Annotated in this window: 20 protein-coding genes; 6 read left to right on the top strand and 14 right to left on the bottom strand. The window is 63.7% G+C overall.

Annotated elements, in window-relative coordinates:
* Window positions 1-193 precede the first annotated feature (193 nt).
* Window positions 194-370 (top strand): hypothetical protein, encoded by a 177-nt coding sequence (locus FJW06_RS07805; RefSeq protein ID WP_140750297.1) that lies wholly within the window; start codon window positions 194-196, stop codon window positions 368-370.
* A 22-nt stretch (window positions 371-392) separates the two neighbouring features.
* Here FJW06_RS07805 and FJW06_RS07800 read toward each other — a convergent pair whose 3' ends face one another.
* The 8 genes from FJW06_RS07800 to FJW06_RS07765 form a co-directional block, all read right to left on the bottom strand.
* Complete coding sequence (locus FJW06_RS07800) at window positions 393-1,538, bottom strand: GGDEF domain-containing protein (protein WP_140750295.1); 1,146 nt, start codon at window positions 1,536-1,538, stop codon at window positions 393-395.
* Between the two features lie 112 nt (window positions 1,539-1,650).
* Window positions 1,651-2,457: a DUF72 domain-containing protein gene (locus FJW06_RS07795; protein ID WP_140750293.1), complete on the bottom strand. Its 807-nt coding sequence runs from the start codon at window positions 2,455-2,457 to the stop codon at window positions 1,651-1,653.
* A 28-nt stretch (window positions 2,458-2,485) separates the two neighbouring features.
* On the bottom strand, window positions 2,486-2,944 hold the full coding sequence (locus FJW06_RS07790) for a GNAT family N-acetyltransferase (protein WP_140750291.1): 459 nt from the start codon (window positions 2,942-2,944) through the stop codon (window positions 2,486-2,488).
* A gap of 106 nt (window positions 2,945-3,050) precedes the next feature.
* The gene (gene uvrA, locus FJW06_RS07785) at window positions 3,051-5,972 is read right to left on the bottom strand and encodes an excinuclease ABC subunit UvrA (protein ID WP_140750289.1); all 2,922 of its coding nucleotides are present in this window, start codon (window positions 5,970-5,972) and stop codon (window positions 3,051-3,053) included.
* A 794-nt stretch (window positions 5,973-6,766) separates the two neighbouring features.
* Window positions 6,767-7,048, bottom strand: coding sequence for a hypothetical protein (locus FJW06_RS07780; RefSeq protein WP_140750287.1), 282 nt, complete (start codon window positions 7,046-7,048; stop codon window positions 6,767-6,769).
* 76 nt (window positions 7,049-7,124) lie between these two features.
* Window positions 7,125-7,727 carry an ATP-dependent Clp protease proteolytic subunit gene (locus FJW06_RS07775; protein WP_140750285.1) on the bottom strand — a complete coding sequence of 201 codons (603 nt, stop codon included), beginning with the start codon at window positions 7,725-7,727 and terminating at the stop codon, window positions 7,125-7,127.
* 16 nt (window positions 7,728-7,743) lie between these two features.
* Window positions 7,744-8,220, bottom strand: a complete 477-nt coding sequence (locus FJW06_RS07770; RefSeq protein ID WP_140750283.1) for an SRPBCC domain-containing protein — start codon at window positions 8,218-8,220, stop codon at window positions 7,744-7,746.
* Complete coding sequence (locus FJW06_RS07765) at window positions 8,217-8,531, bottom strand: metalloregulator ArsR/SmtB family transcription factor (RefSeq protein WP_042642786.1); 315 nt, start codon at window positions 8,529-8,531, stop codon at window positions 8,217-8,219. Before FJW06_RS07765 ends, FJW06_RS07770 begins: the two co-directional genes overlap by 4 nt.
* A gap of 236 nt (window positions 8,532-8,767) precedes the next feature.
* Between FJW06_RS07765 and FJW06_RS07760 the strand changes: the two genes are divergently transcribed.
* The 3 genes from FJW06_RS07760 (at window position 8,768) to FJW06_RS07750 (ending at window position 10,328) form a co-directional block, all read left to right on the top strand.
* Window positions 8,768-9,286, top strand: a complete 519-nt coding sequence (locus FJW06_RS07760) for a single-stranded DNA-binding protein (protein ID WP_140750281.1) — start codon at window positions 8,768-8,770, stop codon at window positions 9,284-9,286.
* A 25-nt stretch (window positions 9,287-9,311) separates the two neighbouring features.
* Complete coding sequence (locus FJW06_RS07755) at window positions 9,312-9,710, top strand: DUF2306 domain-containing protein (protein WP_140750279.1); 399 nt, start codon at window positions 9,312-9,314, stop codon at window positions 9,708-9,710.
* A gap of 174 nt (window positions 9,711-9,884) precedes the next feature.
* Entirely contained in the window at window positions 9,885-10,328 is a 444-nt protein-coding gene (locus tag FJW06_RS07750) for an OsmC family protein (RefSeq protein ID WP_140750277.1), read from the top strand.
* Between the two features lie 24 nt (window positions 10,329-10,352).
* Here FJW06_RS07750 and FJW06_RS07745 read toward each other — a convergent pair whose 3' ends face one another.
* Together FJW06_RS07745 and FJW06_RS07740 are read right to left on the bottom strand one after the other, a co-directional pair.
* A complete protein-coding gene (locus tag FJW06_RS07745; RefSeq protein ID WP_140750275.1) occupies window positions 10,353-10,982 on the bottom strand; it encodes a MarC family protein in 630 nt (209 codons plus the stop codon).
* 152 nt (window positions 10,983-11,134) lie between these two features.
* A complete protein-coding gene (locus FJW06_RS07740) occupies window positions 11,135-11,668 on the bottom strand; it encodes a hypothetical protein (RefSeq protein WP_140750274.1) in 534 nt (177 codons plus the stop codon).
* 85 nt (window positions 11,669-11,753) lie between these two features.
* Here FJW06_RS07740 and FJW06_RS07735 point away from each other — a divergent pair, with 85 nt between their 5' ends.
* Window positions 11,754-12,584 carry an AraC family transcriptional regulator gene (locus tag FJW06_RS07735; RefSeq protein ID WP_140750272.1) on the top strand — a complete coding sequence of 277 codons (831 nt, stop codon included), beginning with the start codon at window positions 11,754-11,756 and terminating at the stop codon, window positions 12,582-12,584.
* Between the two features lie 65 nt (window positions 12,585-12,649).
* On the opposite strand, the gene FJW06_RS07730 is transcribed toward FJW06_RS07735, so the two are convergent.
* The 3 genes from FJW06_RS07730 to FJW06_RS07720 all read right to left on the bottom strand — a co-directional run bounded on the left by FJW06_RS07730 (window position 12,650) and on the right by FJW06_RS07720 (window position 16,121).
* Window positions 12,650-13,663: a PQQ-dependent sugar dehydrogenase gene (locus FJW06_RS07730; protein ID WP_140750270.1), complete on the bottom strand. Its 1,014-nt coding sequence runs from the start codon at window positions 13,661-13,663 to the stop codon at window positions 12,650-12,652.
* Window positions 13,664-13,782: 119 nt separating this feature from the next.
* Entirely contained in the window at window positions 13,783-14,406 is a 624-nt protein-coding gene (locus FJW06_RS07725) for a ParB-like protein (protein ID WP_140750268.1), read from the bottom strand.
* Window positions 14,403-16,121: a SulP family inorganic anion transporter gene (locus FJW06_RS07720; RefSeq protein WP_181178181.1), complete on the bottom strand. Its 1,719-nt coding sequence runs from the start codon at window positions 16,119-16,121 to the stop codon at window positions 14,403-14,405. Before FJW06_RS07720 ends, FJW06_RS07725 begins: the two co-directional genes overlap by 4 nt.
* Window positions 16,122-16,294: 173 nt before the next feature.
* Between FJW06_RS07720 and gyrA the strand changes: the two genes are divergently transcribed.
* A complete protein-coding gene (gene gyrA, locus FJW06_RS07715) occupies window positions 16,295-19,081 on the top strand; it encodes a DNA gyrase subunit A (RefSeq protein WP_140750266.1) in 2,787 nt (928 codons plus the stop codon).
* A 50-nt stretch (window positions 19,082-19,131) separates the two neighbouring features.
* On the opposite strand, the gene FJW06_RS30050 is transcribed toward gyrA, so the two are convergent.
* On the bottom strand, window positions 19,132-19,281 hold the full coding sequence (locus tag FJW06_RS30050) for a hypothetical protein (RefSeq protein ID WP_181178180.1): 150 nt from the start codon (window positions 19,279-19,281) through the stop codon (window positions 19,132-19,134).
* Between the last annotated feature and the right edge of the window lie 93 nt (window positions 19,282-19,374).

Below are 19,374 nucleotides of genomic sequence, written 5' to 3'. Positions count from 1 at the left end.
GCCCTGGCGGAACATGGGCTGCATGCTAGCCTTTTCTTAGCCTTGGTGAGAGTCGGCCGCTTCCGTATCAGTCGCCAATGAGGGGAAGGCGCGCGGTCACCGCCCGCAAGTTCCACGCAAGCAAGCCTGCCTAGCTTTCCCCGCAGTGATTGTCGGTCAACGCGTCCAAAAAGATTCGTGCCAGGGGACGGCGATGGAACGTTTTGTCGAGGACTATCAGAAGCGGCGGCTCACAGATCGCGTCGATATCATGGCGGCGATCAACATCCTGATGTCGCAGGGCTATGACGAGGATGATCTGCTGGGTGAAATGACCAAGGTCTTCTACGTCGATCTCGATGCATTCAACGAAGTGATCGCCCACCACTGAGGGCAATGCCTTAGTCTAAGCTTCAACCCGCACGGCGGAAATCGAGCACTCGGTTGCGGCCGCCGCGCTTGGCGGCGTAGAGCGCCTTGTCGGCGGCGCTGAGGACCTTGTCGAAGCTGATGCCGTCCGTGCTGCCGAAGGCGAAGCCGGCGCTGACCGTGCAACGCAATGGGCCGGTCTCCGTCTCGACCGTACGCGCGGCAAACGCAGCCCTGACACGTTCGGCCGTCGCCTCGGCTGTCTCGGGCAAGGTGCGCCTCAGCACCATGGCGAATTCCTCGCCGCCCATGCGGGCGACGGAGTCGTTTGGGCGCAGGTCGGCGGAGAGCACCTCGGCAAAGACCTTCAGCACCTCGTCGCCGGCGGCGTGGCCGAACTGGTCGTTGACGGCCTTGAAGCCGTCGAGATCGAAAACCACCACCGCCGTGAAAGCGCCGACCGGTGTCTGGCCGTGCAGGTCGAACAAGGCGCGACGGTTGAGCAGGCCGGTCAAGGCGTCGGTCTGCGCCTCGCGCTGATGATGGCGGGCGTGCCGCCCCTGGTTGAGCGCCAGCGACAATGCGCCGATGCCGGTCATGGAGGCGATGACGATGATGAGGCTCAGATCCTCCGCCCAGTTGCTTGGCGCATGGCCAAGGACGAGCCTGCCGTCCCGTGCCAGCACGGCCGCGCACAGCACGAAGGATGCCGCGGTCAGCGAATAGAGCAGCGCCACGCCGATGAGATGGACAGGCGCTTCCGCGCGGCCCCGCCAATATTCATAAGCGGTGCCGAACAGGAGCAGCGCGGCCAGAGCGTTCTCCAGCATGAAGCCCAGCCCGTCATAGCCGAGCGCCATAGGCGGCAGCGCGATAGTATAGGAAATGCCGGCGCCGAGCGCGATCAGCGGCAAGGGCGAGCGCCTGGTCCTGAATTGACGGGCAGCACCCAGCATCACCGAGAAGCCCAGCAAGAGCAGCGCCAGCGTCAGCACGCCGAGCGCCGTTCCGGGCCTGGCGATATAGGCGTCGTAGGCAAAGACTTCGACCACCACGATCAGCACGCTGACAGCCCACGTCAAAAGGAACTTGTCGGAACGGGCGGCCATCCAGGTTCCGACCAGGGTGAGGCTGAGGCAAGCGGCGGAGAAGCCGACGGCCAGAAGCAATGAATTGTAGTCGAGCAGCATGCACGCGTCCCTGCCGGCGCCGGGCTTCTGCAACCTGACGTAGGTCCATTAGTGCAGCAAGGAAGTATCGATTACGTTACGATCGCCCCGAAGATTGCTGGATTTGCCCTTATCAGTTCGCCACCCGCTTCATCAGCGCCATGGCGCCGAACGGCGCGCGCACCTTGCCTTCGGTGATGAAATAGGCGAACACGTCGCGCGGCTTGACCGGCGCATCGGTCTTGGGATCGGCGCGCGGCAGGTCGGCGGGCTGCTTGCCCTCCGCCCAGGTCTTTACGCGCTTCGCCCATTCGTCGAGGCCTTTCGGCGTGTAGCAGTCGGGGTTGTCGTCGCTGCCGGTCTGCAGGCGTGCATAGACGAAATCGCCGGTGACGTCGGCGATCGCAGGATACTTCGCGTGGTCGGCATAGACGATCGCGGCCTTGTATTTGCGCGCGAGGGCCGGGAATTCCGGTACGATGAAGCTGTCGTGGCGCACTTCCAGCGCGTGGCGCAAAGGCACGCCGTCCTGCTTTTCGGGCAGAAGCTTCAGGAACGCTTCGAAATCGTCGGCGTCGAATTTCTTGGTCGGCGCGAATTGCCACAGGATCGGGCCGAGCTTCTCGCCGAGCGCGGCAACGCCGGAGCCGAGGAAGCGCATCATCGATTCGCCGGCTTCGCCGAGCACGCGGCGGTTGGTCACGAAGCGGTTGCCCTTAAGCGAGAAGACGAAACCCTCCGGCGTGTCTTTGGCCCACTTCACAAAGGTCGGTTCCTTGAAGCTGGAATAATAGGTGCCGTTGACCTCGATGCTCGGCACCTGGCGGCTGGCATAGTGCAGTTGCTTAGCCTTGGCGAGTTTCTCCGGATAGAAGGCGGTATCCCAGGGCTCGAAGGTCCAGCCGCCCATGCCGGAGCGGATTTTTCCTTGGGCAGTCATCGTCTTCCTCCTCCGTTTGAACCTGCGATCAGGCCGCCCGGTCGACGGGCTTCACCATGTCGACCAATGTCCATCCTGGCCGGTATGGATTGGCACGGCGACCCGTTTCGCGATAGCCGTAAGCGGAATAGAGCGCGATGTTCCGTTCCATGCGCGAATTGGTGTAGAGCCGCACCTCCGGCACGCCCCATGCCCGCGCCTGCTCGTCGGCGAAGGTCAGCAACCTGATCCCGAGCTTTTTGCCCTGGAAAGCCGGCGCGACGGCAACGCTGAAGATCATGGCGTGGTCGGAATGCCGTTCGATCACGATCAGCCCGGCGAGCTTTGAGCCTTCTTCCAGCAGCCAGACTTCGTCGCGCTCGATGCGCGGCGCATAGTCCTCGGTGACCGGGACGGGCGGCCCACCGAAGATGGGCGTGTAAGGGGCATAGGCATCGCCGGTGAGCCCGACGACGGCGGCGAGGTCTTCGGGGCGGGCCGCTCTCATGATTGGTCCACTCCGGCAGCGGTCGCGACGAACTTCTGCATCCCGGCAGCTATGGCCGCGACGGCGCCGAAGCGGCTTTCGACGGAGACGAGGCTGTTGCCTGCCATCACTCGGCCGCTTCGCGCTTGCCTCCGGGGCGGCGCTCCAGAAGCTCCTTCAGGAACTGGCCGGTGTAGCTGCGCTTTTCGCGCACGATCGCTTCCGGGGTGCCCGATGCCACCAGCTCGCCGCCGCCGTCACCGCCTTCGGGGCCGAGGTCGAGCACCCAGTCGGCGGTCTTGATCACCTCGAGATTGTGCTCGATCACCACCACCGTGTTGCCCTGATCGACCAGCTCGTGCAGCACTTCGAGCAACTTGGCGACATCGTGGAAGTGCAGGCCGGTGGTCGGCTCGTCGAGGATGTAGAGCGTCTTGCCGGTCGCCTTGCGCGACAGTTCCTTGGCGAGTTTTATCCGCTGCGCCTCGCCGCCCGAAAGCGTCGTCGCTTGCTGGCCGATATGGATGTAGCCGAGGCCGACCTGCTTCAGCGTCTCCAGCTTGTCGCGCACGCCCGGCACCGCCGAGAAGAACTCGACGCCTTCCTCGACCGTCATATCGAGCACGTCGGCGATCGACTTGCCCTTGAACAGCACGTCCAGCGTCTCGCGGTTGTAGCGCTTGCCGTGGCAGACGTCGCAGGTGACGTAGACATCGGGCAGGAAGTGCATCTCGATCTTGATCACGCCATCGCCCTGGCAGGCTTCGCAGCGGCCGCCCTTGACGTTGAAGGAGAAGCGGCCCGGCTGGTAGCCGCGCGCCTTGGCCTCCGGAAGCCCCGCGAACCAGTCGCGGATCGGCGTGAAGGCGCCGGTATAGGTCGCCGGGTTCGAGCGCGGCGTGCGGCCGATGGGCGACTGGTCGATGTCGATGACCTTGTCGAGAAATTCCAGCCCTTCGATGCGGTCGTGCTCGGCCGGATGCTCGCGCGAGCCCATGATGCGGCGCGAGGCCGCCTTGAACAAGGTCTCGATCAGGAAGGTCGACTTGCCGCCGCCGGAGACACCGGTGACGCAAGTGAAAGTGCCAAGCGGGATCTCGGCCGTGACGTTCTTCAGGTTGTTGCCGCGCGCGCCGACGACCTTGATGCGCCGGTTCTTCTTTGCTTCGCGTCGCACTTCCGGCGTCGCCACTTCGAGTTCGCCGGACAGATATTTGCCGGTGATCGAAGCGGGCGTCGCCATGATCTGCTGCGGCGTGCCCTGCGCGATGATCCTGCCGCCATGAATGCCGGCGGCCGGGCCGATGTCGACGACGTAGTCGGCATGCAGGATGGCGTCCTCGTCGTGCTCGACGACGATCACCGTGTTGCCGATGTCGCGCAAGTGCTTGAGCGTGTCGAGCAGGCGCGCATTGTCGCGCTGGTGCAGGCCGATCGACGGCTCGTCCAGCACATAGAGCACGCCGGTGAGGCCGGAGCCGATCTGCGAGGCCAGCCGGATGCGCTGGCTCTCGCCGCCCGACAGCGTGCCGGAGTTGCGCGACAGCGTCAGATAATCGAGGCCGACGTCGTTCAAGAAACGCAGCCGCTCGCGGATCTCCTTGAGCACGCGGACCGCGATCTCGTTCTGCTTCTCGTTGAGCTGCGCCGGCAGGTCGGTGAACCACTGGTCGGCCTTGCGGATCGACATCTCAGTGACCTCGCCGATATGCTTGCCGGCGATCTTCACTGCCAGCGCTTCCGGCTTCAGGCGGTAGCCGTTGCAGGCGGGGCAGGGAGTGGCCGACATGAAGCGCTCGATCTCCTCGCGCATCCAGGCCGATTCCGTTTCCTTCCAGCGCCGGTCGAGATTGGGGATGACGCCCTCGAAGGTCTTGGTGGTCTTATAGGAGCGCAGGCCATCGTCATACTGGAAGGTGATCTCGCGCTCGCCGGTGCCATGCAGCACGGCTTTCTGCGCCTCCGCGCTCAGGTCCTTGAACTTGTCGCCGAGCTTGAAGCCATAGGCCTTGCCGAGCGCTTCCAGCGTCTGGGCGTAATAGGGCGAGGTCGACTTCGCCCACGGGCTGATGGCGCCGTCGCGCAGCGAGACGTTCTCATCCGGCACCACGAGGTTGGGATCGATGGCGCGCTGGCTGCCGAGGCCATCGCAGGTCGGGCAGGCGCCGAAGGGATTGTTGAAGGAGAACAGCCTGGGCTCGACCTCGGGAATGGTGAAGCCGGACACCGGGCAGGCGAATTTTTCCGAGAACAGGATGCGCTCATGCGTCTCGTTCTTCGACTTGTTGACCGAGTCCTCGCCGGTGAGGCTGGCGTCGAGCGGCCGGTCGGCGAACTCGGCCACAGCCAGCCCGTCGGCGAGCTTCAGCGCCGTCTCCATCGAATCCGCGAGCCTGGTCGCCAGATCGCCGCGCACGACGATACGATCGACCACCACATCGATATCGTGCTTGTACTTCTTGTCCAGCGCCGGCACGTCGGCGATCTCATAGAAGGTGCCGTCGACCTTGACGCGCTGGAAACCCTTCTTCTGCAGCTCCAGCAGTTCCTTGCGGTACTCGCCCTTGCGGCCGCGCACGATCGGCGCCAGCAGATAGAGGCGCGTGCCTTCCTCTAGCGCCAGCACGCGGTCGACCATCTGCGAGACCGTCTGGCTCTCGATCGGCAGGCCGGTGGCCGGTGAATAGGGGATGCCGACGCGCGCGAAGAGCAGGCGCATGTAGTCGTAGATCTCGGTGACGGTGCCGACCGTCGAGCGCGGGTTGCGCGAGGTTGTCTTCTGCTCGATCGAGATGGCGGGCGACAGGCCGTCGATCTGGTCGACGTCCGGCTTCTGCATCATCTCGAGGAATTGCCGGGCATAGGCCGACAAGCTTTCGACATAGCGGCGCTGGCCCTCGGCATAGATCGTGTCGAAGGCGAGCGACGACTTGCCGGAGCCCGACAGCCCGGTCATGACGATCAGGCTGTCTCGCGGCAGGTCGAGATCGACGTTCTTGAGATTGTGTTCGCGCGCCCCGCGAATGGAAAGATATTTATGGTCGGCCATCGCCGGTCGCCGCCTCAGATCTGGAATTTGCTGGATTGGGCGGGTTGTCCCGGCCATCCCATATGTAGGTTGTTTTGCCGCCGCGTCGAGAGACGCCACAATCTCGACGGAAGAAGCCGATCATGGGTTTAACCGCCTTTAGCGCGAGCGGGCAAGCGGAAAGAACAAAGGCCGAACACGCTCCTGACAAAGCGCTGTGGAAACAAAGTCGCGTCAAGCACCGTGGGATCAGTCGCTCGAAGCGTCGTGGAAGCAAGTGCCGCCGATCCCCGCCTCGTTGATCCACGGAGCCGCTCGGGTTACCCGAACGTAACCTACCGGCGATCACATTTTTCGGTAACCGGCTATTCAAGTGTTGACGCCAGGGACCCACGGGAGCAGTCTCAAACCGTCAACGAAGCCGGCCGTCTTTCGATGGCCTCGCCGCCCAACAGGCGGCCTGCGAGACGCCGCAGGTGATAGCGATTTGCGCTTCGAACGACATTGTCGCAACGGACCCAGGAGCGGAGCATGACGCCACCGGACAGTCCCTTGAGGCTCCACACGGAGATGGAGCCGCGGCGGGCATAAGTGCCAGGGCAGACTTGAAATGCCGGCCCGACAAACCGTGACTTGCCGATTGCCAACAATCAGAGACCATAGTCGGATCGTCGGCTGAACGCCGCGTTGCATCCGAGACAGAACGCCGGCAGTTCACTCCCGGCTAAAGTTGGATTTCAGATCCATGAAGCCCCATCCGTCTGCACAGCAGGGATGGGGCTTACATTTTGCGAAGCGCTAGCCTGCGACCGCCATCAGCGGTTCGGCAGCTTCATGCCGCCCGTTGCCATGTCGATGGTGATGCTGCCGCCGATCCTGACATCGGTGTTGCCGATCTTGAACGAACCGTCGCTGCCGGTGGGCTGGGCGTCATCGGGTTCCGGCTGCGGCGCGGGCTTGGCGATGCGGTAGTCGCCGCTGACTCCGGGCAGTTTCTGCGGCGAACTGTCCTCGGCCAGCGCGGCGCCGGACATCAGCACGGCGGCAAGCGCGGCGAGGGCAGCGCATAAATGTCTGGGCTGAGCGGACCTGATCATGCGCGGACTATAGGGACGCGACCAAAGGGATGCCAGATGCGCGGCGATCAAATTGCCGCGCGCCCGCCCCGCGACCTCAGGCCGCTTTCTTGCGCGTGTCGTAGACGTGATCGACGAGGCCCCAGTCCCTCGCTTCCGCAGCACTCATGAAGTAATCGCGGTCGAGCGTGCGCTCGACCTCCTCGTAGGTTCGGCCGCAATGCTTGGCGTAGAGTTCGGTCATGTGCTGCTTGGTGCGCACGATGTCCTCGGCATGGCGCTGGATGTCGGAGGCCTGGCCCTGGAAGCCGCCGAGAGGCTGATGCAGTACTATCCTCGTGTTGGGCAGCGCGATGCGGCGCCCCGGGGAGCCGGCCATCAGCAGGAAAGAGCCCATTGAGGCGGCGAAGCCCATGCAGACCGTCGACACCGGGCAGGAGATGTATTGCATGGTGTCGTAGATGGCGAAGCCGCTGGTCACCATGCCGCCGGGCGAATTGATGTAGAGCGAAATCTCCTTTTCGGGATGGTCCGATTCCAGCGACAGAAGCTGGGCGCAGACCAGCGCCGAGACATTGTCGTTGATCTCGCCGTTGATGAAGACGATGCGCTCGCGCAGCAGCCGCGAAAAGATATCGAAGGAGCGCTCGCCGCGGCTCGATTGCTCGATGACCATCGGCACCAGATTGGCAATGCTCATGACGGATTCCTTTCGATCAGGCCGCGCGCAGCATCATGCAAGGCGCATTGGCGGCGGTTGGGGTCTTGCGTGCGTTCAGCGAAAGTCCGCATCCCGCGCCCGAGACGGCGACGAGCGGCTGCGCCACCGGCACGAAGCCGTCATGCACGATGCTGAGATGCGTGCCGCCCGTGACCGTGCCGGCGAGCCTGAAGGTAACGACGCTGTCGAAGGCGGGAAGCCGGCCGGCATCCTTCGCGCCGGGCCGTTCGCGCCAGGAATAGCGCAGCAGCCTGGCGGGCTCGGCCTCGAGCACCTCGCATTCGACCGGCGTATCCGGTCCGCCAAAAGCGAACCGGCTGCCGGCTTCAGCCTTGATGTCGTTCGGCATCATCCAGGCGGCGAGCAGTTCCGGCTCGGTCAGCGCCCGCCAGACCTTTTCCGGCGGATCGGGGAGGTCGCATTCGAAGCTGAGGGGCGCTTCGTTGACCGTCGGGTTTTCGGTTGCCGTCATTGATCCATTCCCTTCAGAACCGTCTTCAACTTCTCGATGCGTTCCGGCCAGAAGGCGCGGTAGCGTTCGATCCAGCCGAGCAGCGGGTCGAGCCCCTGCGGATCGGCGCGGTAATAGGCGTTGCGGCCAGCGCGCCGCTCGACCACCAGGCCGGCGCCGCGCAGAACGGCGAGGTGCTGCGAGACCGCGGGCTGCGACACGCTCATGCCGGCGCGCAACTCGCTCACGCTCATCTCGCTGGCCGTCAACCGCTCATAGACGGCGCGCCGCGTCGGGTCGGCCAACGCCCGGAAAATCTCTGCTTCGATCATGGACAAAGCATAAGTCGATACTTATTGGTTTGGCAAGCGGCTATTTGATCGCCATATCGAGACACAGGTCTAAACCCTGCCTTTGCTGACATTCCTTGACAGAGAAGGCGGTTGTGACTAGAACGAAAAGAGAACAAAAACCTTGTGGGAAAAGCCAGCCTTTGCGGGCATGGGCGACCCCGAGGCTGTAAGGTGAGCGACTTAAAATTTGTTTCGGATGAGCGCGGAGAAGCAAGATGGCGGGTAGCGTCAACAAGGTCATTCTGGTCGGCAATCTCGGGGCGGACCCTGAAATCCGCCGCCTGAATTCCGGTGATCCGGTCGTCAACATCCGCGTTGCCACGTCGGAAAGCTGGCGCGACAAGAACTCGGGCGAGCGCAAGGAAAAGACCGAGTGGCACAATGTCGTCATCTTCAACGACCAGCTCGCCAAGGTGGCCGAGCAGTATTTGAAGAAGGGCATGAAGGTCTATGTCGAGGGCCAGCTGCAGACCCGCAAATGGCAGGACCAGACCGGCAATGACCGCTACACGACGGAGATCGTGCTGCAGAAATTCCGCGGCGAATTGCAGATGCTCGATGCGCGCGGCGAGGGTGGCGGCGGCCAGGTCGGGAATTATTCCGGCGGCGGCAGCAGCCGCGGCTCCGATTTCGGCCAGTCCGGCCCGAACGAAGGTTTCAGCCGTGGCGGCGGCGAAGGTTCCAGGGGCGGCGGCGGCTCGTCGCGCGAACTGGACGACGAGATCCCGTTCTAAGCTGATCGTTTGAGGGGGAGGCGCGATGTCGCTCGGGCCGCTTCTGTCTGCGCCGCCTCCCATTCCATGGCATGCCTTCGCGGCCTTTGCCGCTTTAGCCATCGGCGGCGTCCAGCTGGCGCTGCCGAAGGGTACTTTGCGTCACCGCGCGCTGGGTTATGCCTGGGTGGCGCTGATGCTGGTCATCGCCATATCCAGTTTCTGGATCCAGCAGATCCGGCTCATCGGTCCATTCAGCCCGATCCATCTGTTATCGGTCCTGGTGCTGGTCACGGTACCGCTGGCGGCGTGGTATGCGCACACGCATAAGGTCGCCGCGCATCGCGGCGCGATGATAAAACTCTATCTGTTCGCGCTGGTCGGCGCCGGCATCTTCACGCTGCTGCCTGGCCGGATCATGCACGCCGTCGTGTTCGGCCAGTAAGGCGTGTTGATATTCAGGTGAGGCCGGCCTGCAAATGGCGGCCTCCTGCGCTTCCGGTGCTCGCGTATTCAAGTACGCTCCGCTCCGGTTCTCCGAACCCGCCATTTTCGGCGGGGCCTGACCTGTATCTCAACACGCCTGAGCGCGGACTGGAATTTCTCAAGGAAGATCAACGTGAAAGCACGCGTCAAATGGGTTGAGGAACGCACCTTTGTCGGCGAGTCCGGCAGTGGGCATAAGGTCGTGCTGGGCACGGCGCATGGGCCGGATGGCAAGACGCCCGGACCGAGCCCGATGGAACTGGTGCTGATCGGTACCGGCGGCTGCTCGGCCTTCGACGTCGTGCACATCCTCGAGAAAGGCCGCGAGGCGGTCGAGGACTGCGTGGTCGAGCTGGACGCCGACCGCGCCGAGACCGACCCGAAAGTGTTCACCAGCATCCATATGCATTTCATCGTGAAGGGCCGCGCGCTGTCGCATGACAAGGTGAAGCGGGCGATCGACCTGTCGGTCGAGAAATACTGCTCGGCGTCAGCCATGATGGCCAAGACGGCGAGGCTCACGCATGACTTCGAGGTGGTAGAGACAGAGACAGAGGCAGTAGGCAGTAGGCAATGAGGTGAGTGGCTCGCTGCGGATGAACTAGGCCGCCATCAGCGCCCTGACACCGTCGGCCACGAACTGCACCGCCAAGGCTGCCAGGATGACGCCGAGCAGGCGCGTCAGGATCGAGCGGCCGGTCTGGCCGAGTATGCGGTCGATGCGTTCCGAAAGCACGAACACCAGATAGGTGATGACGAGGCAGAGGAAGATGATGCCGACCAGCGCTGCCTGAGCGGCAAAACCTTCAAAATGTCCTGACAGCAGCACGGTTGCCGAGATTGCGCCCGGACCGGCGATCAGCGGGATCGCCAGCGGGAAGGCGGCGATGTTGTGGATCATGTCCCTGGTGATGGCGACGTCGCCGATCTTCTCCTTGCGGTCCTGCCGGCGCTCGAAGACCATTTCGAAGGCGATGAAGAACAAGAGAAAACCGCCGGCGACACGGAAGGCCGGCAGCGTGATGCCGAACACCGACAGGATCGCCGCGCCGGCAATCGCGAACAGCGCCATGACCAGGAAGCCGATCACCGAGGCGCGAACCGAGACCTGCTGGCGCTCCTCGCGGTTCATGCCGCGCGTCACGGCCAGGAAGAGCGGCGCCAGCCCCGGCGGGTCGATGGTCACCAGGATGGTGACGAAGGCGTTGAACAGGCTGTCGAAACTCGGCATCGCTGGCCCCTCCCGCCAGGCGAAGCCCAGCCTCCGTAATTGGTAGAGCAAAGCCCGGTCGGTGGAAACAGGCGGGAGAGAAATGGTGCGCGAAGCTGTGAAAGCAGGCGCAAGGAATCGCTGCTTTCCAATTCCTGGTGACTTTCCGATCGTTATCGAGGCTCATTCACTCGACGGGCCAGAAACTCGACCTCTATGCGCCAGGTCGCGCCGCCGTCATGGGAGCGCTCGCCCAGCCAGCGAAACGAGTTTTCGGTGATACGTGAAAAGCTCCAGCGCACCGACGCGCCGGTGCCGTCGGCGCCGAGCTGGACGATCGCGTCGCCCTCGGCGCGGCCGAGCTGCCGGCTGTAATACTGGTTGCGCGGGTCGCTCCAGAAGATGTGCCAGGCATCGGCGCCGGGATCGTAGACGCGCAATGTCGTGCCATAGAAGGTCCATGGCCCGAGGGACGGGGATGGACCCGCGTCGCGGGCGGGCAGGATCCAGACGTCCTGCACGGCCTTGCCTTCCAGAACCCAACCGAAATGCACCTCGCCGCGACCGGTGAGCCTAGCGCCGTCCTCTAGAATGCGGGTGGCATCGAACGTCCAGGCGCCGATGAAGCGGCCGTAGAGCTTCAATTTTTCGGCGAGGTCCGGAATGGGGCCGTCGCTGTGCAGGGCTTCGGCAAAGGGATCGGTCATGGTTGCTGCCTCATTTGTCAGGAGAGGGCAAGCAATAGGCGCGCGGCAGGGTTCGTCGCTTGGGAAAAATTGCTATCTTTCGAACATGACGACAACGCAGAAAACTCTGGCTTCCGGATCAGGCTGGTCAGTGTCCGACGTGGTGTGCGCGGCGGTCGCCGGTGACAGGCCGTTTGAGGAGGAGCATCGCGGCTTCTGCATCGCCGCGGTAACCAGGGGCACGTTCCGCTACCGCACGCGCCAGGGCACGGCGATGCTTGTGCCGGGCGCCATCCTGCTCGGAAATCCCGGCGCCTGCTATGAATGCGGGCACGAGCACGGCGCCGGCGATCGCTGCCTTTCCTTCCATTTTTCGCCGGCCTATCTGGAGCGCGTCGTGGCCGAACTGCCGGGCGCGAAGCGTCTGGGTTTCGCCGATCCGCGGCTGCCGCCCCTACCGTCGCTGGCGCCGGTGCTGGCCGAGGCGGAGGCCGCGCGGGAAAGGAGTGACAACGAGGCGTTCGAGGAACTCGGCCTGCGCATTGCCGGCGCGGTCGCTGCGGCTGCGGCCGGGTCCGCCGCCGCGACCCGAACGCCCGGCCGCCGCGACCAGAAACGGGTTGCCGAAGCGGTGCGGCTGATCGAGCTCAATGCCGAACGGCCACTTTCGCTGAGCGAGCTTGCCGACGGTACGGCGACCAGCCCCTATCATTTCCTGCGCATTTTCCGATACGTGGCCGGCATGACGCCCTATCAGTTTCTGCTGAGGACCAGACTGCACCGCGCCGCGGTGCGCCTGCGCAGCTCGGACGCGACGATCTCGATGATCGCTTTCGACGCAGGCTTCAACGACCTGTCGACCTTCAACCGCCGGTTCCGGCGAGAGATGGGAGAGGCGCCGGGCGCATACCGAGCCAGGCGATCCCACAAACGATAGAGCCGTACGCGTTTTGATTGGCCCGGCAACTTGGCCAATAACCAGGCGTCTCGGGTGCCCTGTGGTCATTGCTTGAAAACGTAAATCGCGCCTCCGCTGTCGTCGGATACGAGGACGGAACCATCCGGCGCTTCCTTAACATCTACAGGGCGACCAACGCCTCTGACGAATCTCGCGACCGAAACAGGGCGGCCGCCCTGGAAGTGCACGCGTGCGACCTCGCGGCCGACCGGGACCGTCCTGTTCCAACTTCCGTGCTCGGCGACCAAAGCGTCGCCGCCGAGACTGTGGAAGAAATGGATTCCTAACGTTGCGACGTGCGCCTGGAACTCGAAGACGGGCGGAATCTGCTGCGCGGGCGGCTCCGCGTTCTCGAATCCCTTGAGCCGGACCCGGCTACCGAAATAGGGAAAGCCATAGAATCCACCGGGCTGGAGTTCGTTCAGTTCGTCGGGCGGGATGTCATCGCCCATCCTGTCGGCACCGTTGTCGGTGAAGAACATGGTGCCGCCGTTCCAGTCAAAGCCGACCGAATTGCGCACGCCCCAGGCGGCGCGCCGAAAATCGGACCCGTCCTGCTTCATACTGACGATCGTGCCTTGCAGTCCTTGCGTCCGGCATATGTTGCAAGGTGAACCCAGCGAGACATAAAGCCGAGAATCAGGACCGACCCCGATATAGCGATAACTATGGACCCCTGAATTCGCTAACCCGCGACGTATATCGCGCCTGCCGCTCAGAGTGCCGTCTGTCCCGATGTCGAAGGCGGTCACGCTGTTCCTCGATGCTACGAACAGATGATTGCCGGAGCATGCGACGCCGTTCGCAGCCGAGAATCCCGAGGCGGCCACTCGGGCGCGCCCCCCGGACACTGGCAACGAATAGACCGAGGAACCTTTTGTGCCGACGAACAGCATGTCGCCGCAGACCGCCATTTCGCGGGCGGCTGGAACACGGGCAAGAAGCGCAGCCTGCGCCGCGCTCAGGTCCAGGCCGGAAGTGACCGCCGCAACGGAAGCCAAAGCGAGAAACCGAATTCCAGCGGAAAGCAATCCGGTCTTGAGGGAAAGGACGTCCATTGTCATCTCCACACGCAAGCGGGGTCCTGCTGGGAGCAATTGGAGCGGCTCATTTCCGTTTCAAGTCGGAGCCGCAGACAGTGGCGACAGCCAAAGCACGAGTGCAGGCCCGGCAGCCGTCAGTCGGACGTCGGCCCGCACCAGCCGGGCAAATAGTCCGCATCCTTGCCTTTGGCCAGCGCCAGCGCCTGCTTCATCGCCTTGTCGAAGTTCTTCGCAACCGCATCCTTGTCGATGCGCCTACGCAGGAAATCCGCCCAGATGAACTCGCTGAACGGCGTCGTGTCCTTGGCGAAGCCGCCCTGCCGGCGCAGTTCGCCCGCCATACTCCGATAAGGATCATCGACCAGCTCGCCGATAGTTTTTGGAATGGCCGAATAATCGCGGCGCCGGCCGTTCTCGTCGAAGGGGTGCATCCAGCCGCGATTGTCCAGCACGAAGAAGAAGGCGTCTTTGTCGAGTGCCGACAGGTCGCTGATCACGGTCACTAGCACGTCCTTGACGCCTTCCTCGAGCAAGGCGCGGGCGAGATGGTGGTGATCGGTGACGTAGTTGCGGTTTTTCGGACCGAGCACCACCGGCACCATGTGTCTGCCCAGAAAGACACCGGTCTTCTTCTTGGCGTCCTGCGCCCGGATCATCTGGCGCTTCAGCGCAACCTCCCGCATGCCGACCGTGATCTGCGTCGGCCTCAGATCCTCGACGGGGACCGGGGTGACAATGGGCTCTCGAGGATCGATCATGGCATGTTATCCTGTTTCTTGAGCTGCGGTTTCCACGGACCAAGTGATCTGATCGCCGCGTCGACGCTGTGGAAAATGCGCTCAGCGCCGACGATGTCAGCGATGCCGAACTGCGTCAGCGCCGCCTGGGCGCGCAGCGATTCCATGCGCGCGATAGCAAAGACCGCGCCTTTGTCGCGACAATGGCGGATCGTGTCGATCAGCGCCTGGGCGGCGGTATAATCGATCTCGACGATGTTGCTGGCCTCCAGCACCACCAGCTTCACATCCTCGTTCCTGGCGTCGATCAGGTCGCTCAGGCCGCGCTTGAAACGGTCGGCGTTGACGAAGGAAAGCGGGGCCTGGAACGCCGCCACCAGCACGCCGGAGTGCCGCTCGCCCGGGCTGGAACCGCTCGGAGGCCACCAGACCGATGTGCCCGGCACCTGCGCCAGCTCGATCGGTGCTGTGCGCGTCGAGCCCCAGATGCCGTGCAGCAGCGACAGGCCGATGCCAATCGCGACACCGGTTTCGATCGGCAGCACGACGATGGCGATCATGGTGATCAGGATCAGCGCGAACTCGACCTTCGCCTGGCGCCAGACCTTGGCGAACACCTGCCAGCGCAAGATATGCTGGGCCACGAACATCAGCGCGCCGGCGAGGGCCGCTTGCGGCACGTTGGCAAGCAGGCTGCCGCCGAACGCGCCGAGCGCCAGAACGATGGCCGCCGCGATCAGGCCCGAAAGCTGCGAGCGTCCGCCGGTCTGGGCGGCGATAGCCGTGCGCGGCGGGCTAGCGTTGACGGCAAAGGCCCCGAACAGGCCGGCCACGATGCTGCCCGCGCCGACGCCGACGAAGTCGCGGTTGAGGTCGGGCGCTTCGCCATCCTGCGGCGGGAAGGCGCGGCTGGTGGCCGCCGTCTGCACCATGACGACGATGGCGATCAGCAGCGCCAGCGGGACAAGCGCCTGCGCGTCCTGGAAGTCGGCGGTCGGCATGCCGGGGATCGGCAACCCGTTCGGCAAGGCGCCGAGCACCTCGACGCCCCGGTTCCTCAAATCGAAGGCGACAACGCCAAGCGTCGCCAGCACCATGCCGATCAATGCCGCCGGGATCCGCGCGCTGACCTGTCCGGCGGCGAAGACGCCAAGGCCGATTGCCAGGCACCAGGGATTGGTGAGGTGGAGATTGGCGCCTATCTCGCCGATCCGCCGCACCGTCTCGCCGCTTTCGGGCGGCAGGCCAAGCAAGGAAGGTAGTTGCGAGACGATGATATGGATGGAAATGCCGGCGAGGAAACCGGTCGTGACCGGCACGGACAGGAGATCGGCAATCCAGCCGAGACGGAAAATGCCGCTGAGCGCCACCAACAGCCCCACCATCAGCGCCAGCATGGCCGCCAGCGCCAGGTAATGCGGCGAGCCCGAGGTGGCGATCAATGCCAGACCGCCGGCGAACAAGGGGGTGATCGTCGAATCCGCGCCCGCCGACAGCTGGCGGTTGGCCCCGAGCAGCGCGAAGGCGACCGAGCCGGCGACGAAGGTGAAAAAGCCAATCTCCGGCGCGAAACCGCCGAGCCGCGCCGTCGCCATCTGCTCGGGAATGGCGATCGCGGCCAGCGTGACGCCTGCCGCTAGGTCGCCGTTGAAGTCCTTGACGCTCCAGCCGCTTAACGCCCGCAAGGGCAGCCATGAGGCCTGGTTCACAGCACTTGGGGTTTTTGCCCGATCCATCGCCGACCTTGCCGCATGACGGCGAAAACGACGGTGGCCATATCGTCGCAATCAGCGGTATCCATTTGAAATTACCATCAAAATTGTCTCTGGAAAAGTCCGGCCGACATTGGAGTTTCGGCGAGGCTTCCTATATAAGCATGCAGTGATTCCCGACTGGATTGTGACCTGATTTGACCGACCAGAAGACACCGCGCGGGCCGGACGGCGGCCCCACCGGCATCGAGCCGATTTCGATCATCGAGGAGATGCAGCGCTCCTATCTCGATTACGCCATGAGCGTGATCGTCAGCCGGGCGCTGCCCGACGTGCGCGACGGCCTGAAACCCGTTCACCGCCGCATCCTCTACGCCATGCAGGAAGGCGGTTACCACTGGAACCGCAAGCATGTGAAATCGTCGCGCATCGTCGGCGACGTGATGGGTAAATACCATCCGCACGGCGACGCCTCGATCTATGACGCCCTGGTGCGCATGGCTCAGGACTGGTCGCTGCGCGTGCCGCTGATCGACGGGCAGGGCAATTTCGGCTCGATCGACGCCGACCCGCCCGCGGCCATGCGCTACACCGAGTCGCGGCTCACCAAGCTGGCGCACGAGCTTCTGGAGGATATCGACAAGGAAACGGTCGATTTTCAGGATAATTACGACGGCGCCGAACAAGAGCCCAAGGTGCTGCCCGCGCGTTTCCCGAACCTTCTGGTCAACGGTTCGGGCGGCATCGCCGTCGGCATGGCCACCAACATCCCGCCGCACAACCTAGTCGAAGTGTGCAACGGGGCGATGGCGATCATTGACAATCCGGCCATCGACCTGCCGGCGCTGATGGAGATCGTGCCCGGCCCGGATTTTCCGACCGGCGGCATCGTGCTTGGCCGGTCAGGCATCTACAGCGCTTATTCCACCGGCCGCGGTTCGATCGTCATGCGCGGCCGCGTCGAAATCGAACAACGCGGCAACGACCGCGAATCCATCGTCGTCACCGAAATTCCGTATCAGGTGAACAAGGCGGCGATGATCGAGAAGATGGCCGAGCTGGTGCGCGAAAAGCGCATCGAAGGCATTTCCGACATCCGCGACGAAAGCGACCGCCAGGGCTACCGCGTCGTCATCGAATTGAAGCGCGAGGCAGTCGCCGACGTCGTCCTGAACCAGCTTTACCGCTTCACGCCGCTGCAGACCTCGTTCGGCGCCAACATGGTGGCGCTTAACGGCGGCAAGCCGGAAGTGATGACGCTGATCGACATGCTGAAGGCCTTTGTCGGTTTCCGCGAGGAGGTGATCAGCCGCCGCACCAAGTACCTGCTGCGCAAGGCGCGCGAGCGGGCGCATGTGTTGGTCGGTCTGGCGATCGCCGTCGCCAACATCGACGAGGTGATCAAGCTGATCCGCACCGCGCCCGATCCGCAGACGGCGCGCGAACAGTTGATGGAGCGGCGCTGGCCGTCGCATGATGTCGCGCCGCTGATCAAGCTGATCGACGATCCGCGCCACCGCATCAACGAGGACGGCACCTACAATCTCTCCGAGGAACAGGCTCGCGCCATCCTCGACCTGCGCCTGCAGCGCCTGACCGCGCTGGGCCGCGACGAGATCGCCGACGAGTTGAACAAGATCGGCGCCGAGATTATTGATTTCCTTGATATTTTGTCGTCGCGCGCGCGTATCCAGCAGATCGTCAAGGACGAGCTGATCGCGGTCCGCGACGAATTCGGCACGCCGCGCCGCACCGAGCTCTCCGAGGGCGGGGCGGACATGGAAGACGAGGACCTGATCCAGCGCGAAGACATGGTCGTCACCGTCAGCCATTCCGGCTACATCAAGCGCGTGCCGCTGTCGCTCTACCGGGCGCAGCGCCGCGGCGGCAAGGGCCGCTCCGGCATGTCGACCAAGGAAGAGGATTTCGTCACCCGGTTGTTCGTCGCCAACACGCACACGCCGGTGCTGTTCTTCTCCTCGCGCGGCATCGTCTACAAGGAAAAAGTCTGGCGGCTGCCGATCGGCAACCCGCAATCGCGCGGCAAGGCGCTGATCAACATGCTGCCGCTCGAACAGGGCGAGCGCATCACCACGATCATGCCGCTGCCGGAGGACGAGAGCAACTGGGGCGAGCTCGACGTGATGTTCGCCACCACGCGCGGCACCGTGCGCCGCAACAAGCTGTCCGATTTCGTCCAGGTCAACCGCAACGGCAAGATCGCCATGAAGCTGGAGGAAGAGGGCGACGAGATCCTTGGTGTCGAGACCTGCACCGACAATGACGACGTGCTTTTGACGGCGAATTCCGGCCAGTGCATCCGTTTCCCGGTCTCCGACGTGCGTGTCTTCCAGAGCCGCAATTCCGTCGGCGTGCGCGGCATAAGCATGGCCGAGACCGACCGCATCATCTCGATGTCGATCATCGAGCATGTCGATGCCTCACCCGCCGAGCGCGCAGCCTACCTGAAGCGCGCGGCGGCCGAGCGGCGGCTTGCCGTCGGCGGAGCCGGCGAGGAAGAGGAGATCGCGCTCACCAATGAGGAGGTCGGCGAGGAAGCAGAGCTTTCCGACGAGCGCTACGAGTTCCTCAAGGCGCATGAGCAGCTCGTGCTGACGGTGACCGAATATGGCTATGGCAAGCGCTCGTCGTCCTACGACTTCCGCCTGACGGGCCGCGGCGGCAAGGGTATCCGTGCCACCGACGTGTCGAAGACGGCCGAGATCGGCCGCCTGGTCGCGACCTTCCCAGTCGGCAATGACGATCAGATCATGCTGGTTTCAGACGGCGGCACGGTCATCCGGGTGCCGGTCAACGGCATACGCTTCGCCAGCCGCGCCACCAAGGGCGTGACGATCTTCAACACGGCCGAAGGCGAGAAGGTTGTGTCGGTCGAGCGGATTTCGGAGCCGCAGTCTGACGAGGAGGCGGAAGACGTGTCTTCGAGCGAGACTGATGGGAATGATACGGGCCGAAGCGAATAGATTTCGTCCGGCTCAACCGGCCTTTTGGGCCGGCTCGGTCTTGGCGGGTATCAGTGACGACGATAGACGTTGCGATGCGCGAAATCGAGCCGCTTGGTGTTGGCCTTGACGCGCACCCGCGCCGCTTCTTGGTGCAATCCGAATGCAGTCGCGATCAGCATCACGATGGTCATTGCAGTGGCAAGCATGTAGATCAGCATTTGCGTGTTCTCCTGGGCTTACAACGATGACATGGGGGTTTGGTTTCATTCCTTGAAGCGCCAACCTAGTGAACGCTGCGTGAAACGATCGTG

Origin of the sequence: Mesorhizobium sp. B4-1-3 (assembly GCF_006439355.1) — a bacterium.
In the GTDB taxonomy this organism is placed as follows: Bacteria; Pseudomonadota; Alphaproteobacteria; order Rhizobiales; family Rhizobiaceae; genus Mesorhizobium.
This window is presented reverse-complemented; position numbering and strand designations above follow the sequence as displayed.

What these genes read in the sequence shown, in the direction of transcription:
- FJW06_RS07740 (WP_140750274.1), bottom strand. Translation starts at nt 11,668, where the DNA reads ATGACCGATCCCTTTGCCGAAGCCCTGCACAGCGACGGCCCCATTCCG.
- FJW06_RS07800 (WP_140750295.1), bottom strand. Translation starts at nt 1,538, where the DNA reads ATGCTGCTCGACTACAATTCATTGCTTCTGGCCGTCGGCTTCTCCGCC.
- FJW06_RS07805 (WP_140750297.1), top strand. Translation starts at nt 194, where the DNA reads ATGGAACGTTTTGTCGAGGACTATCAGAAGCGGCGGCTCACAGATCGC.
- FJW06_RS07790 (WP_140750291.1), bottom strand. Translation starts at nt 2,944, where the DNA reads ATGAGAGCGGCCCGCCCCGAAGACCTCGCCGCCGTCGTCGGGCTCACC.
- FJW06_RS07765 (WP_042642786.1), bottom strand. Translation starts at nt 8,531, where the DNA reads ATGATCGAAGCAGAGATTTTCCGGGCGTTGGCCGACCCGACGCGGCGC.
- FJW06_RS07780 (WP_140750287.1), bottom strand. Translation starts at nt 7,048, where the DNA reads ATGATCAGGTCCGCTCAGCCCAGACATTTATGCGCTGCCCTCGCCGCG.
- FJW06_RS07795 (WP_140750293.1), bottom strand. Translation starts at nt 2,457, where the DNA reads ATGACTGCCCAAGGAAAAATCCGCTCCGGCATGGGCGGCTGGACCTTC.
- FJW06_RS07725 (WP_140750268.1), bottom strand. Translation starts at nt 14,406, where the DNA reads ATGATCGATCCTCGAGAGCCCATTGTCACCCCGGTCCCCGTCGAGGAT.
- FJW06_RS07745 (WP_140750275.1), bottom strand. Translation starts at nt 10,982, where the DNA reads ATGCCGAGTTTCGACAGCCTGTTCAACGCCTTCGTCACCATCCTGGTG.
- uvrA (WP_140750289.1), bottom strand. Translation starts at nt 5,972, where the DNA reads ATGGCCGACCATAAATATCTTTCCATTCGCGGGGCGCGCGAACACAAT.
- FJW06_RS07760 (WP_140750281.1), top strand. Translation starts at nt 8,768, where the DNA reads ATGGCGGGTAGCGTCAACAAGGTCATTCTGGTCGGCAATCTCGGGGCG.
- FJW06_RS07775 (WP_140750285.1), bottom strand. Translation starts at nt 7,727, where the DNA reads ATGAGCATTGCCAATCTGGTGCCGATGGTCATCGAGCAATCGAGCCGC.
- FJW06_RS07755 (WP_140750279.1), top strand. Translation starts at nt 9,312, where the DNA reads ATGTCGCTCGGGCCGCTTCTGTCTGCGCCGCCTCCCATTCCATGGCAT.
- FJW06_RS07720 (WP_181178181.1), bottom strand. Translation starts at nt 16,121, where the DNA reads ATGGATCGGGCAAAAACCCCAAGTGCTGTGAACCAGGCCTCATGGCTG.
- FJW06_RS07735 (WP_140750272.1), top strand. Translation starts at nt 11,754, where the DNA reads ATGACGACAACGCAGAAAACTCTGGCTTCCGGATCAGGCTGGTCAGTG.
- FJW06_RS07770 (WP_140750283.1), bottom strand. Translation starts at nt 8,220, where the DNA reads ATGACGGCAACCGAAAACCCGACGGTCAACGAAGCGCCCCTCAGCTTC.
- FJW06_RS07730 (WP_140750270.1), bottom strand. Translation starts at nt 13,663, where the DNA reads ATGGACGTCCTTTCCCTCAAGACCGGATTGCTTTCCGCTGGAATTCGG.
- FJW06_RS30050 (WP_181178180.1), bottom strand. Translation starts at nt 19,281, where the DNA reads ATGCTGATCTACATGCTTGCCACTGCAATGACCATCGTGATGCTGATC.